Source organism: Pseudomonas sp. UF-293 (assembly GCF_058245595.1).
Map to the genome: position 1 here is coordinate 192177 of NZ_JBSICA010000001.1, position 13535 is coordinate 205711.

A 13535-nucleotide genomic window follows, 5' to 3' on the forward strand; every position below is an offset into this window, starting at 1 on the left:
GGCTTCGGCCCGTCTCGCCTGAGGGGTTGCAGCGGTGCGCAAGCGGCGGAAAATTTCCCCGCAATTGTGATCGGCAGCAGTTTGGCATCGGGATCGGCTTGTGTATGCTCCGTGCACGTTTCGGGCGCACGCCCTCCTTATAAGAACAAGAACGTTGCCCATGATCTTCAGCGCCGAACTGTCGGGACCCTCCGTGGACCCCCGGGTGATCCGCAAGCACTATGCCGTCGAAATGGCGGTGGAGCGCACGCGTCTGCTGTATCAGGGCTCGTTGTTGCCCACGCTGTTCATGTTGATCAACGGTCTGGTCTGCGCCGCTTTGCTCTGGAGCCCGCAGCGCTACTTCGTGGTCAGCGTCTGGCTGGTGTGGCTGCTGTCGCTGGTCGCGCTGCGGGTGATTCAGGTGGCCGCGTTCGATTCGGCGATTCCCGATCGTCAGGCCCAGCCGATCTGGTTCCGCATGTTCCTGCTCGGTTCGACCATGACCGGCCTGACTCTGGCCGGAGCCGGTATCGCCCTGGTACCCGCTGACAACTTCATGCAGCAAGCCTGGGTGTTCGGCCTGATCGGCGCGGCAACGCTGTCGGCCAGTGTCGCCTACGCGGTGAGCCTGCCGGCGTTCCTCTCGTTTACCTTGCCGTGCCTGCTGCCAGCGATCGGCTACCTGTTCTGGGGCGGCGACGATCAGGCCCGGGGCTGGGGCTGGCTGGGTCTGATCCTGCTCGGTTCGTTGAGCGTGGTGGCGTGGCAGGTCAATCGGCTGATCGACCGTGGATTGCTTCGGCGTTTTCAGAATCAGCACCTGATCGAGCATTTGCAGCAAGCGCAGACGCGCAGCGAACAACTCAATCAGGAACTTGGCAAAGAGATCGAACAGCGCCGCTGTGCCGAGGCGCAATTGCGTGAAGCGCAGGTCGATCTCGAAGATCGCGTAGCCCAGCGCAGCCGCGAACTGGATGCCGCCAATCAGGCCCTGAGCAAAAGCGAAGCGCGCCTGGCGCTGGCGCTCAAGGCCAGTGAGCTCGGATTGTGGGACTGGAACCTGCAGACCGACGAAGTCCACCACACACAGATTCAGGAACTGTTCGGCCTCGCCCCGGAGTACGTGACCGCGCTGCTGCGCGACCTCAAGCCGCGACTGCACCCCGAAGACGTGCCGTCACTCAAGTTCGCCCTGGTCGAGCATTTGAAAGGGCGCACCGAGGATTATCAGGTCGAATATCGCCTGCGCCACGGCGACGGCCACTGGGTGTGGATCGAGGACCGTGGCCGCGCCGTAGAGCGCAGCGCCAGTGGCCGGGTGATCCGCATGGTCGGCACCCGTCGCGATATCAGCGCCAGCAAAAGCCTCGAAGAGCAGCAGCGGCTGGCGGCAACGGTGTTCGAAGCGGCCAGCGAAGGCATCGTGATTCTCGACCCGGACTACGCGCTGATTGCGATCAATCAGGCGTTCAGCCGGGTCACCGGTTACGAGATCGACGACATGCTCGGGCGCAACGTCGTCGAGTTGCCGTGCAGCCGCGATGCCCGTCGTCACTACGTGGCGATCCGTCAGGCACTGGAGCAGCACGGCAGTTGGCAGGGTGAGCTGGTGGAAACCCGCAAGAACGGCGAGCTGTATCCGCAATGGCTGCAACTCAATGCCGTGCGCGACAGCCGGGGCAATGTCAGCCATATCGTCGGCTTCTTCGCCGATCTCTCGGCGCGGCGTGCCTCGGAAGAACGCATGCGCTATCTGACTCATTACGACGAGCTCACCGGCCTGGCCAACCGTGCGCTGTTCCGCGAGCGTCTGCACGAAGCCCATCAGCGGGTGCGGCAAGGCGGGCGCCGCAGTCTGGCGTTGCTGCACATCAATCTCGATCGCTTCAAATTGCTCAACGACAGCCTTGGCCATGAAGTCGCCGATCAGCTGCTGCAGAAGATGGCCCGGCGCCTGGTCAATGCCTTGCCGGAAGCCGACACCATTGCGCGCCTGTCCGGTGACGAATTTGCCGTGCTGTTCGATGCCTACGGCAATCTGTCGAGCCTGGCGCGGGTCGCCACGCGGTTGTCGGCCAAGCTGCGTTTGCCACTGAGCGTCGACGGGCATGAACTGGTGGTCAGCGCTTCGATGGGCATCAGCCTGTTGCCGGACAACGCGCGGGAGATTTCCGCGCTGGTCAGCCAGTCGAACATGGCCATGCAGCATGCCAAACATCTGGGCGGCAACAATTTCCAGTTCTTCACCGACAGCCTGCAAGCCAGCACACTCGAACGTTTGCAACTGGAAAACCACCTGCGCCGAGCCATTGAAGAACAGCAACTGACGGTGTTCTATCAACCGAAACTGTGCCTGCAAACCGGCCGCATGAATGCCGCTGAAGCGCTGGTGCGTTGGGATCATCCGAGCATGGGCCAGGTGCCGCCGGCGGATTTCATTGGCCTGGCTGAAGAGACCGGTCTGATCGGGCCGATCGGCGAATTCGTTTTGCGTCAGGCGTGCTGGCAAGCGTGCGAATGGCAGCGGCAGGGCCTGGCGCCGATCCGCGTGTCGGTGAACCTGTCGGTGCATCAGCTGCGCCAGGGCAAGCTGGTCAGTCTGGTGCGGCAGGTGCTGGAAGAAACCGGGCTGGCGCCGCACTGCCTCGAGCTCGAGTTGACCGAAAGCCATTTGCTCGACAGCGTCGAACACATCATTGCGACCTTCCAGCAACTGCGCGATCTGGGGGTGAAACTGGCGATTGATGATTTCGGTACCGGTTATTCGTCTTTGAGTTATCTCAAGCGCATTCCAGTGGATTACGTGAAGATCGACCAGGCGTTCATTCGCGGCTTGAGCGTGGGCAGCGCGGACGCTGCAATCACGCGGGCGATCATCGCCATGGCTCACGGGCTGGCGCTGAAAGTAGTGGCGGAGGGTGTCGAGCGTCAGGATCAGTTGGAATTTCTGCGCATGGAGCGTTGCGACGAGGTGCAGGGTTATCTGATCAGCCGGCCGGTGGACGCTGCCTGTCTGGCCGGGCTTTTGCGTGATCAGGGAAATCTGCGCTAAGGGCTACATGCACCTCAGCGTGCCTGATGCCGGGACATCGAGTTACGCATTGAGCAGGCAAAATGCCTATTCATGTAGTATAACTACAAGCTTGCTACATCCTTGCCCACAAGAAGAGTCCAGCCCCTTGAATCTGCTGCAACACATCGCCCAGTCACGTCACCTGTTACGCAAGTCGGAGCTCAAGGTCGCCGACCACGTGCTGCTTGACCCTGCGGCAGTGATGCACAGTTCCATGGCCGACCTGGCTCACAGCGTCGGCATCAGCGAGCCGACCATCGTGCGCTTCTGCCGCGCCATCGGTTGTTCCGGCTTTCAGGATCTGAAACTGAAACTGGCGCAAAGCCTGGCCGCCGGTGCCAGCTTCGGCCAGTTCGCGATTCACGAAGACGACTCCGTCGCCGACTACAGCCTGAAGATTTTCGACACCACGCTGCACACCCTGATGGAAGTGCGCGAGAAGCTCGATCCGGTGGAATTGCAACGCGCGGTGACGTTGATGTCGCAGGCGCAACGTGTCGAGTTCTACGGCTTCGGGGCCTCGGGCGCGGTGGCGGCAGATGCGCAGCACAAGTTTTTCCGTTTGCTGCTGACCGCGGCGGCGTACTCCGACCCGCACATGCAGGCTATGTCAGCCGTTACCTTGAAACCGACCGATGTGGCGATCTGTATTTCCCAGTCAGGGCGATCCAAGGATTTGCTGATCACCGCCAATCTCGTACGCGAGAGCGGGGCGTCGCTGATCACCCTGTGCCCGAGCCAGACGCCGTTGGCCGAACTGTCGACCGTCAATCTGGCGATCGATGTACATGAAGACACCGAAATCTATACGCCGCTGACTTCGCGTATCGCGCACCTTGTCGTGATCGACGTGCTGGCGATGGGCGTGGCCATGGCGCGCGGGCCGAGCCTGGTCAATCACCTCAAGAGCGTCAAGCGCAGTCTGCGCAGTTTGCGTCTGTCTCCAAAAGCCGTGAAAGCCCTGGATGATTGAGCAAGGTCGTTCCGACCTTGTTCGCGAGCAGGCTCGCTCCCACAGGGGATCTCCCGAGAACACAAATTCTGGGTCATGACGGGATCAAATGTGGGAGCGAGCCTGCTCGCGAAGGCGTCCTCAAAAACACCACATCCCTGCGCACATTTCATCACATTGTCATCCCCGCGCAGCCAAACCGTCATCCCCCACGCCTATCGTGAAACTCCCGTACTCGCCCTGGGAGACTCGAAATGGCTCAGCCCTACGAAGAACGCAACAGCGCCGCGAAAACCCGTCGACAGCAGGAAGATCAGCGCCGCATGGAATTTCGCCGCGCCATTGAAGATCGCTTCGAACTTCGCCAGCTTCAGGCCGAGATCGGCGATTTTCCCGAGATCACGCACTGGCAGGCTACGCCCGCAGCTTCCCGTCGAAACGCTCAACCAACGCAATAATCTGCGCCCGCTCGCTGCGGATGAACGCCAGGAAGGCGTGCGCCACCGGTGACAGCCGTTTGGCTTTGGCTTGCACCAGGCACCAGCTGCGCATCAGCGGCAACTCTTCGACCGGCAGCTCCACCAGGCCGCCGGTCGCCAGCTCCAGGTTCAGGGCGTGGCGCGTCAACAGCGCCAGGCCCAGACCCGCCACCACGCATTCACGCTGAGCTTCGGCGGATGCCACTTCCTGGGTCTGGGTGAAGTGCACGCGCTTTTCCTTGAAGTATTCCTCGCAGGCCAGACGCGTACCCGAGCCCGGCTCGCGGATCAGCAGCGTATACGGCTCGAGATCCTGCAAGCGCAGCGCGCCCATGTGCGCCAGCGGATGATCCGGGCGCGCCACGGCGACAATCGGATTATTGAGAAACGGCAGGAATTCCAGGCCCATATCCTGCGGCACCATCGACATGATGACCAGGTCGTCGCGGTTGTCCGAGAGGCGGCGGATGACCTGGCCACGGTTGACCACCGTCAGCTGCAAATTGACTTCCGGATGCTGGCGCTTGAACGCGGCGAACAGGTGCGGCACAAAATATTTCGCACTGGATTCCACCGCCAGTTTCAGCTGGCCCTGCAGCGAGCCCTGCATGTCCGACAGTTGCATATCGAGGTTTTCCAGGCGCCCGAAAATGTCGCGACTGGCACGTTGAAGCGCTTCTGCCGCCTCAGTCATGTAGAGTTTTTTGCCGACATAGTCGAACAGCGGCTGTCCGATCAGCTCTTCAAGCTGACGAATCTGTAGGCTGACGGCCGGTTGTGTGAGGGACATTTCCTCAGCGGCGCGGCTGTAGGATCGTAAGTCGCAAACCTCATTGAAGATTTGCAGTTGACGCAATGTCATACGCATCAGTGACTTACGCATATTTTTGAGGCTCGGGTGGCGGGCAGACGCCACAACTATAAGTGTTTACTTATGCCTGTCCCAATTTTTATTCATTTTTGTTAATCCCTTGGCAGCGCTAGTGTGGACCTGCGACTGAATTGAAACATTTGGTCACGCGTCGACCTGGGTCTAGCAGGTCGTGGTGCCACCGGCTCAAGGGAACCTCCAAGTGATAAAAAAGATCCTGATCGCCAACCGTGGTGAGATTGCCGTACGAATCGTACGAGCCTGCGCCGAAATGGGCATTCGCTCGGTTGCGATTTTCTCCGATGCCGATCGCCATGCCTTGCATGTGAAGCGTGCGGACGAGGCGCACAGCGTCGGAGCCGAACCATTGGCCGGCTACCTGAACCCGCGCAAGCTGGTGAACCTGGCGGTGGAAACCGGCTGCGATGCGCTGCACCCCGGCTACGGATTCCTGTCGGAAAACGCCGAGCTGGCGGAAATCTGCGCTGAGCGCGGCATCAAATTCATCGGCCCGTCGGCGGAAGTCATCCGGCGCATGGGCGACAAGACTGAAGCGCGGCGCAGCATGATCAAGGCCGGCGTACCGGTAACGCCCGGTACCGAGGGCAATGTCTCCGGTATCGAAGAAGCCCTGGTCGAAGGCGACCGTATCGGTTACCCGGTAATGCTCAAGGCCACCTCCGGTGGTGGCGGACGCGGTATCCGTCGCTGCAACAGCCGCGAAGAACTCGAACAGAACTTCCCCCGGGTCATATCCGAAGCCACCAAGGCGTTCGGTTCGGCGGAAGTGTTCCTGGAAAAATGCATCGTCAATCCCAAGCACATCGAAGCGCAGATTCTCGGCGACAGCTTCGGCAACGTCGTGCACCTGTTCGAGCGTGACTGCTCGATCCAGCGCCGCAACCAAAAGCTCATCGAGATCGCGCCGAGTCCGCAGCTGACCCCGGAGCAACGCGCCTACATCGGCGACCTGTCGGTGCGTGCGGCCAAGGCTGTGGGTTACGAGAACGCCGGCACCGTGGAGTTCCTGCTCGCCGAGGGCGAGGTGTACTTCATGGAAATGAACACGCGGGTGCAGGTGGAACACACCATCACCGAAGAAATCACCGGCATCGACATCGTCCGCGAACAGATTCGCATTGCTTCCGGCCTTCCATTGTCGGTGAAGCAGGAAGACATTCAGCATCGTGGTTTTGCGTTGCAGTTCCGTATCAACGCTGAAGACCCAAAGAACAACTTTCTGCCCAGCTTCGGCAAGATCACCCGTTACTACGCCCCCGGCGGTCCGGGCGTGCGCACCGATACGGCGATCTACACCGGCTACACCATTCCGCCGTTCTACGATTCGATGTGCCTGAAACTGGTGGTCTGGGCACTGACCTGGGAAGAGGCGATGGACCGTGGCTTGCGTGCCCTTGATGACATGCGTCTGCAAGGGGTGAAGACCACCGCCGCCTACTACCAGGAAATCCTGCGTAACCCGGAATTCCGTAGCGGCCAGTTCAATACCAGCTTCGTTGAGAGCCACCCGGAACTGACCAACTACTCGATCAAGCGCAAACCCGAAGAGCTGGCCCTGGCCATCGCCGCCGCCATCGCCGCCCACGCAGGCCTATGAATGAAGCAGCTGCGAGCTTTCAGCTGCAAGCGGCAAGTAAAAGCAGATTGGCTTTTTCTTGCTGCTCGTAGCTTGAAGCTTGCCGCTATGAGGAGATACCAATGACTAAGAAGATCTTCGTTACCGACACCATCCTGCGCGACGCTCACCAATCGCTGCTCGCCACCCGCATGCGCACCGAAGACATGCTGCCGATCTGCGACAAGCTCGACAAGGTCGGCTACTGGTCGCTGGAATGCTGGGGCGGCGCGACGTTCGACGCTTGCGTGCGCTTTCTCAAGGAAGACCCGTGGGAGCGCCTGCGCCAACTGCGTGCGGCGCTGCCCAACACCCGCCTGCAAATGCTCCTGCGCGGGCAGAATCTGCTCGGCTATCGCCACTACAGCGATGACGTGGTCAAAGCCTTCGTCGCCAAGGCAGCGGTGAACGGCATCGACGTGTTCCGCATCTTCGATGCGATGAACGATGTGCGTAACCTGCGCGTTGCCATCGAAGCAGTGAAAGCTGCCGGAAAGCATGCGCAAGGGACCATCGCCTACACCACCAGTCCAGTACACACCATCGACGCCTTCGTTACCCAAGCCAAGCAAATGGAATCCATGGGTTGCGATTCGGTAGCGATCAAGGACATGGCCGGTCTGCTGACGCCATACGCCACAGGTGAACTGGTGCGCGCATTGAAAGCCGAGCAGTCGCTGCCGGTGTTCATCCACTCCCACGACACCGCTGGCCTGGCCGCCATGTGCCAGCTCAAAGCGATCGAGAACGGTGCCGATCACATCGACACCGCAATCTCCAGTTTCGCCTCAGGCACCAGCCACCCCGGCACCGAGTCGATGGTTGCCGCGCTCAAAGGCACCGAGTACGACACCGGCCTGAATCTGGAACTGCTGCAGGAAATCGGCCTGTACTTCTACGCGGTGCGCAAGAAGTACCACCAGTTCGAAAGCGAATTCACCGCTGTCGATACCCGCGTGCAGGTCAACCAGGTGCCGGGCGGGATGATTTCCAACCTCGCCAACCAGTTGAAAGAGCAGGGCGCTCTGAACCGCATGGGCGAAGTGCTCGCAGAAATTCCGCGCGTACGTGAAGACCTCGGCTTCCCGCCGCTGGTGACGCCGACCTCGCAAATTGTCGGCACCCAGGCGTTCTTCAACGTGCTGGCCGGCGAGCGTTACAAGACCATCACCAACGAGGTGAAGCTGTATCTGCAGGGCGGCTACGGCAAGGCGCCGGGCGTGGTCAATGAAAAGCTGCGGCGTCAGGCGATCGGCAGCGAAGACGTCATCGACGTGCGCCCGGCCGATCTGCTCAAACCGGAAATGACCAAGCTGCGTGCCGACATCGGCGCACTGGCCAAGTCCGAAGAAGACGTGCTGACCTTCGCCATGTTCCCGGACATCGGGCGCAAGTTCCTCGAAGAACGTGCCGCCGGCACCCTTACGCCGGAAGTGCTGTTGCCGATCCCGGAAGCGGGTGCCGTTGCCTCGGCGGGCGGCGAAGGCGTGCCGACCGAGTTCGTCATCGACGTCCACGGCGAAACCTACCGCGTCGACATCACCGGTGTCGGCGTCAAGGCCGAAGGCAAGCGCCACTTCTATCTGTCCATCGACGGCATGCCCGAAGAAGTGGTGTTCGAACCGCTCAACGAGTTCGTCGGCGGTGGCAGCAGCAAACGCAAACAGGCCTCGGCGCCAGGCCACGTCAGCACCACCATGCCCGGCAACATCGTCGATGTGCTGGTCAAGGAGGGTGACACCGTCAAGGCGGGCCAGGCGGTACTGATCACCGAAGCGATGAAAATGGAAACCGAAGTCCAGGCTGCCATTGCCGGCAAGGTCACTGCGATTCATGTGGCCAAGGGCGACCGGGTCAACCCGGGCGAAATCCTCATCGAGATCGAAGGCTGAGATAACAGCCGCGATCCAACGCTTTAAACCTCGGGGGAGCAGGTGCTCCCCTTTTTTTTGCCTGTGATTTTCGTTACTTCTCAGCTCGCTTGAGGAGCTAATGTGGGAGCGAGCCTGCTCGCGAATGCGTCGGACCAGCCAACATCATCTGCGAGTGATCCACCGCTTTCGCGAGCAGGCTCGCTCCCACAGAAGGCGTGCTTAATCCACTAGAACGCCATGCGCCATTGACCCGCAAAGCCATACGTTCGGCTGTCATTGCCCAGCTCACCCGTCAAGCCCACGCCCAGTGTATGCGCCGCTGAAATACCAAGATCGAGCCCCGCATCCACCGACAGAGCGTTCCTATCCAGTGCCGCGCCGGTCACTTCGAAGCGCTTGCCGCCCTTGCGCAGTTGCTGGCGGGTGTCACTGTCGATGTCACCGTAGGTATGTTTCCAGCCGGCGCTCAATCGCGGGGTCAAATGCATGCCGTTCTCCAGCGTATTGACCTGCGCAACCCGCAGACCGAAGGTGCTGCTGAAGTTGTCGCGGGTCTGGCCGTAGACTTTCAGCGCCGCGTCGCCGCCCTTTTCGTTGTAGCTGTCGCGCTGATAACGCTGATAGCCGAGGCTGGCGTAGGGCTCGAGGGTTACGCGATCCCGGCCCAGATTGAACCCGGCTTCAGCGAATGCCTGTTGAGTATTGGCGTCGTAGTTGCCCTTGAGACGATCGCTGAAACCCTTGAACGCGACCCGCCGTGTGCTGCTGCCGTCATGGCTGGCGTAGGTAGCGCCGAGACGCACCGATAGCGGGCCATCCTGACGCACGGCGTAGGCGCCCAAGTGCCAGCTGTCGAGGTCGCCGTCGTACTGGCGGGCATCAAGTTTCGTCTGCGATTTGCCGCCGAGCAGGCCGACCTGCCAGTGCTCGTCGAGTCGCCAGTCAGCGCCCATGACCAGCCCTTGCGTGGCGTGTTGGAGGATGCCGTCAGCGTCGCGGTCAACCTTGCCGCCGTGGCCCAGTGCCTGGAACCACACCCGTCCGGAGTCTTCGCTGCCCGAGGCCTGATGAGGTGAACTGCGCGAGCCGTCAGTAGAGCCGGAACGGTTGTTCAGTTGGCGCATCGCCGAGAGCATGCTCGCACTCACTGGGGTGATGCTGCTTAGCGTGGCTTTAGCGAGGTTGGCATTGCTGCCGGCGGCGAGTTGATCAAGGGCGATGGGCGCGGTGGTTTTATCGCTGGTCAGCAGTGCGGCGACGGCCGTGTTGATGGGTTTTGCAGGCTCGGACGCGGGCTGTGCGGTGGTTTGTGCAGTTACGATTTCGTTGGGTATTGATGATTCCACCGATGCGGAGTCTTCAATCAAGGTCGCAACTGAGGTCAGGGCGGGGGCTGGAGCTGCGATCACCGCTGTCATTGAAGCTGGAGCAGGCGTTGTCGCGATCGGTACAGCGGGAGAAGTCGGCTGCTCTGGCTCGATAATACTGCCTGCAAGTTCGCCTGCATTTTCTGTAAGAGCGAGGCTTTCAAGCGGTTCACCATTGCGAGCGTAAGTCAGTCCAACCGACTTCTTGTTGTATTGAGCTGTGGCGGTCATATAGGCGAGATCGTTCTCTATCCTGCCGAATTCGCCTTTTACCTCTCGGGCCTCAATGATTTTGTATTGGCTGCTCTGCGGATATTCACCAGGAGCCGAAACAATCTTCAGGGTGGCACCTTCGAGTTGGGCTGTACCATCGACCTTGATCGTCTGACCACCAGCGGGAGTGACCTCGTAAGCCAATTCGGCACCAGGCGCCAAGTGCAAATTGCCCTTCACTCGCGGTGCCCCAAGCGCTGCATTGACGGTGAGCAGCCCACCCACCTCAAGATTTCCCACCGTGCCTTTACCGGCGAAACTGCCGCCATTCTGGACATACACATCGCCCTTGATGCTGCCGAGGTTGGTCAGTGCCCCACCGCTGTTGACCAGAACGCCTTCATGAAAATCACCCTTGGAGCTCAGCGTCCAGTTGCCTTGGGCGACGAATAACCCATTGAAGTTGCGCGTGTCGTTCAACGCGCCGCCCTCCGCAGCATTCAGGAACAACACGTTATCGCCCTTGCCGCCATCCAGCCGGCCAGTGAAGCTTGCGCCGTCTGCGAGGGTAATCAAGTCGTTGACGTCAGTCCCTTTGAACCCGGTTTCCGGGGTCGTGAAGATGATCGGAACCGTGCTCGCGTCGTTGAGAAAACCCTGGAGCCGTTCCATCGCCTGTTGCTTGGGGTTGGCTTCGGGCTGCTCCGTCGTTTCCATGCTTGGGGGCTGCTCTATTGCTTCAGTGGATTGCTCGGCGTTAGCCAGCGCTACGCCACCCAGCGCCAGTGAGATAGCCAGAGCCAGGTGTTTTGGTGCGAATACATGTTGAGTGGGCATCAGGTTCGATTTCCGTATCGGAGAAAACCCAACTCTATTGCTACCCGAAAAAAACCGATGTCGGCCGCTTCCCACAGCCACGCAGGCGACATCGGATCGTTCTGTAGAAAAACTTCACTGGATTTCGCAGAAACAGCTTTTGCGTAATGGTGAGCAGTCTTTTTCCTACAGCCGATTCAGGATCACAACGGTATCGATCGGTGATCCATCTGCATTGTTTTGCGTCGATTGAAGCCCCGGCGGCTCGCGTCTGCATTAAATTGCGTCTTTCGCCGATCGAATCTACCGGGTCATGAGAAAGCATAAATCCGCACAGCAACTGACCGTCCTCGAGCGCACGTCGCTCATCGAAAGCATTCAGCAAGCGCTGGCCGAAGGCACTCTGGAAATCGGTGACGCCGTGCGCCGTTTACGGGTCGAAGTCACCGGTCTGCATCAGACCCAGTTCGCGAAGATGTGCAAGATTTCAGTGCGCACGCTGGTGCATATCGAACATGGCGAAGGCAATCAGACCCTGAAGGCGCTGAACGCGGTGTTCCGCCCCTTCGGCATGAAAATGGGCGTAGTGCGGATTCGCCGGGACACCATTTGAATGCACCTCAACTACGGCGCACATACGCCTTGCCGTAATGCCGCTCCATCCGTGCCTGAATCAGCTCCAGCCCGATCGACATCAGCCAGTAGATGATCGCCGCCGTGGTGAGCATTTCGATGTAGCGATAACTTGAGCGCCCGTAGGACTGGGCGAGAAACATCACTTCCCAGACGCCCATCACCGAGATCAGCGACGAGTCCTTGAGCATCGAGATGAACTGGTTGGTGGTCGGCGGAATGATTGTGCGCATGGCCTGGGGCAGGGTGATGCGCCAGAAGATCACGCTTTCGCGCAGGCCCAGCGCCAGGGATGCTTCGCGTTGGCCGTGATCGACGCCGAGGATACCGGCGCGGAAGATTTCGCTCAGGTAGGCGCCGTAGTTCAGCGACAGGGCAATGATGCCGGCGACGATGGCGCCGGGGACGATGCCCAGTTGCGGCAGGCCGAGGTAGATCAGCAGGATCTGGATCAGCAGTGGCGTGCCACGAAAGAACGAGGTGTAGAAACTGGCGATGCCAAACGCCACGGCGCTGTTCGACAGGCGCGCCAGCGCGGTGATGAAACCGAGCAGCGACGAGGCGATGATCGAGCAGGCGCAGAGAAACAGAGTCAGCGCTGCGCCCTGCAGAAATCCGTTCGGCGCCAGTTTCAGGCCGACCAGGTTGGGCAGCTTGTCGAGGATGATCGAGAACTTCAGGTCGAAGCTGAGAAAGAATCCGGCAAACAGGCAGAACAGCGCCGCCCACGTCAGGTACAGGCGCGTACGGAAACCGAAGAGCTTTTGCAGGCGTGTTTCAGCCACCGGCTGCGGTGGCTGTGGCGGGGTCGGAAAGGAAGTCATTGGCTGATGTCGGCGCCGATCCATTTCTGCGACAGCTTGCTCAGGGTGCCGTCCTGTTTCAGCTGGGCGAACACCTCGCGCACCTTGGCGTCCCACTGCGGGTCACCCTTTTCGATGGCTACCGAATTGGGCTCCGAGTAGAGCGGTTCACCAGCCAATTTGAAGCGCTGGTCCTGGTTCAGGCGCGGCTGCGCGGTGACCAGATTGGTGAGGATTGCATCCAGGCGCACGCCGGCACCCAGGCCCAGATCCTGGAAGGCAACGTTGTCGGTGTCGTACGGGGCGATCTGTACATCCTCGAACGGATACTGCAACTGCGTATCCTCGGCGCCTTCGATGACCAGGTTCTTGTTCAGGTAACTTTCATAGCTGGAGGCGCTGGTCAGACCGATCTTCTTGCCGCTCAGATCCTTGGCGCTGTGAATGCGCTCGTCCTTGGCATTGACCACGATTACCGCTGGCGAGGCGTAGTACTCGACCGGGAAGTCGAACACCTCGGCGCGGGCCTTGCTCGGGGTCATCGAGCAGATGCAGATGTCGTAGCGCCCGCTCCAGCGGCCGGCGGCGATAACGTCCCAGGACGGCGTTTCGAGACGCAGTTTGACCCCGAGTTTGTCCGCCACGGCTTTGGCAACGTCGACATCGAAACCGTCGAGTTGATTCTGCTCATTGAGAAACGAGAACGGCGGATAGCTTTCCATGAGTACGCCGACCAGCTCTTTTTTCTGCTCGACACGGTCCAGCGTCGCGCCGCCGAAGGCTTGGGTGGAGGCCAGAATGGTCAGGCCCAGGGCCAATAGCGGTTGGAATTTCAC

10 protein-coding genes are annotated in these 13535 nt (G+C 60.3%); 6 read left to right on the forward strand and 4 right to left on the reverse strand.

The window, feature by feature from the left end:
• The first annotated feature begins 160 nt into the window (after positions 1–160).
• The 3 genes from AC4IHP_RS00910 (at position 161) to AC4IHP_RS00920 (ending at position 4465) form a co-directional block, all read left to right on the forward strand.
• On the forward strand, positions 161–3034 hold the full coding sequence (locus tag AC4IHP_RS00910) for a putative bifunctional diguanylate cyclase/phosphodiesterase (protein WP_490830656.1): 2874 nt from the start codon (positions 161–163) through the stop codon (positions 3032–3034).
• A 127-nt stretch (positions 3035–3161) separates the two neighbouring features.
• Entirely contained in the window at positions 3162–4028 is an 867-nt protein-coding gene (hexR, locus tag AC4IHP_RS00915) for a transcriptional regulator HexR (RefSeq protein ID WP_007962240.1), read from the forward strand.
• A gap of 233 nt (positions 4029–4261) precedes the next feature.
• Positions 4262–4465, forward strand: a complete 204-nt coding sequence (locus AC4IHP_RS00920; RefSeq protein WP_081932351.1) for a PA3496 family putative envelope integrity protein — start codon at positions 4262–4264, stop codon at positions 4463–4465.
• On the opposite strand, the gene AC4IHP_RS00925 is transcribed toward AC4IHP_RS00920, so the two are convergent.
• Positions 4422–5369 carry a LysR family transcriptional regulator gene (locus AC4IHP_RS00925; protein WP_490830657.1) on the reverse strand — a complete coding sequence of 316 codons (948 nt, stop codon included), beginning with the start codon at positions 5367–5369 and terminating at the stop codon, positions 4422–4424. The two genes, AC4IHP_RS00920 and AC4IHP_RS00925, sit on opposite strands and share 44 nt — an antisense overlap.
• A gap of 190 nt (positions 5370–5559) precedes the next feature.
• On the opposite strand from AC4IHP_RS00925, the gene AC4IHP_RS00930 reads away from it, so the two are divergent.
• Both AC4IHP_RS00930 and oadA read left to right on the forward strand, forming a co-directional pair.
• Positions 5560–6975, forward strand: coding sequence for an acetyl-CoA carboxylase biotin carboxylase subunit (locus AC4IHP_RS00930; RefSeq protein ID WP_024014853.1), 1416 nt, complete (start codon positions 5560–5562; stop codon positions 6973–6975).
• A gap of 101 nt (positions 6976–7076) precedes the next feature.
• Positions 7077–8885: a sodium-extruding oxaloacetate decarboxylase subunit alpha gene (gene oadA / locus AC4IHP_RS00935; RefSeq protein WP_122612789.1), complete on the forward strand. Its 1809-nt coding sequence runs from the start codon at positions 7077–7079 to the stop codon at positions 8883–8885.
• A 209-nt stretch (positions 8886–9094) separates the two neighbouring features.
• Here oadA and AC4IHP_RS00940 read toward each other — a convergent pair whose 3' ends face one another.
• Positions 9095–11284 carry an autotransporter outer membrane beta-barrel domain-containing protein gene (locus AC4IHP_RS00940; RefSeq protein WP_490830658.1) on the reverse strand — a complete coding sequence of 730 codons (2190 nt, stop codon included), beginning with the start codon at positions 11282–11284 and terminating at the stop codon, positions 9095–9097.
• Positions 11285–11576: 292 nt separating this feature from the next.
• Between AC4IHP_RS00940 and AC4IHP_RS00945 the strand changes: the two genes are divergently transcribed.
• Positions 11577–11876, forward strand: a complete 300-nt coding sequence (locus AC4IHP_RS00945) for a helix-turn-helix domain-containing protein (RefSeq protein ID WP_490830659.1) — start codon at positions 11577–11579, stop codon at positions 11874–11876.
• 7 nt (positions 11877–11883) lie between these two features.
• On the opposite strand, the gene AC4IHP_RS00950 is transcribed toward AC4IHP_RS00945, so the two are convergent.
• Complete coding sequence (locus tag AC4IHP_RS00950) at positions 11884–12720, reverse strand: amino acid ABC transporter permease (protein ID WP_490830660.1); 837 nt, start codon at positions 12718–12720, stop codon at positions 11884–11886.
• Positions 12717–13535, reverse strand: a complete 819-nt coding sequence (locus tag AC4IHP_RS00955) for an ABC transporter substrate-binding protein (protein WP_490830661.1) — start codon at positions 13533–13535, stop codon at positions 12717–12719. The genes AC4IHP_RS00950 and AC4IHP_RS00955 overlap by 4 nt, the downstream gene beginning before the upstream one ends.

Excerpts from the sequence above, each read along its gene's own strand:
- AC4IHP_RS00910 (WP_490830656.1), top strand. The coding sequence starts at position 161 with ATGATCTTCAGCGCCGAACTGTCGGGACCCTCCGTGGACCCCCGGGTG.
- AC4IHP_RS00920 (WP_081932351.1), top strand. The coding sequence starts at position 4,262 with ATGGCTCAGCCCTACGAAGAACGCAACAGCGCCGCGAAAACCCGTCGA.
- AC4IHP_RS00925 (WP_490830657.1), bottom strand. The coding sequence starts at position 5,369 with ATGCGTAAGTCACTGATGCGTATGACATTGCGTCAACTGCAAATCTTC.
- oadA (WP_122612789.1), top strand. The coding sequence starts at position 7,077 with ATGACTAAGAAGATCTTCGTTACCGACACCATCCTGCGCGACGCTCAC.
- AC4IHP_RS00940 (WP_490830658.1), bottom strand. The coding sequence starts at position 11,284 with ATGCCCACTCAACATGTATTCGCACCAAAACACCTGGCTCTGGCTATC.
- AC4IHP_RS00945 (WP_490830659.1), top strand. The coding sequence starts at position 11,577 with ATGAGAAAGCATAAATCCGCACAGCAACTGACCGTCCTCGAGCGCACG.
- AC4IHP_RS00950 (WP_490830660.1), bottom strand. The coding sequence starts at position 12,720 with ATGACTTCCTTTCCGACCCCGCCACAGCCACCGCAGCCGGTGGCTGAA.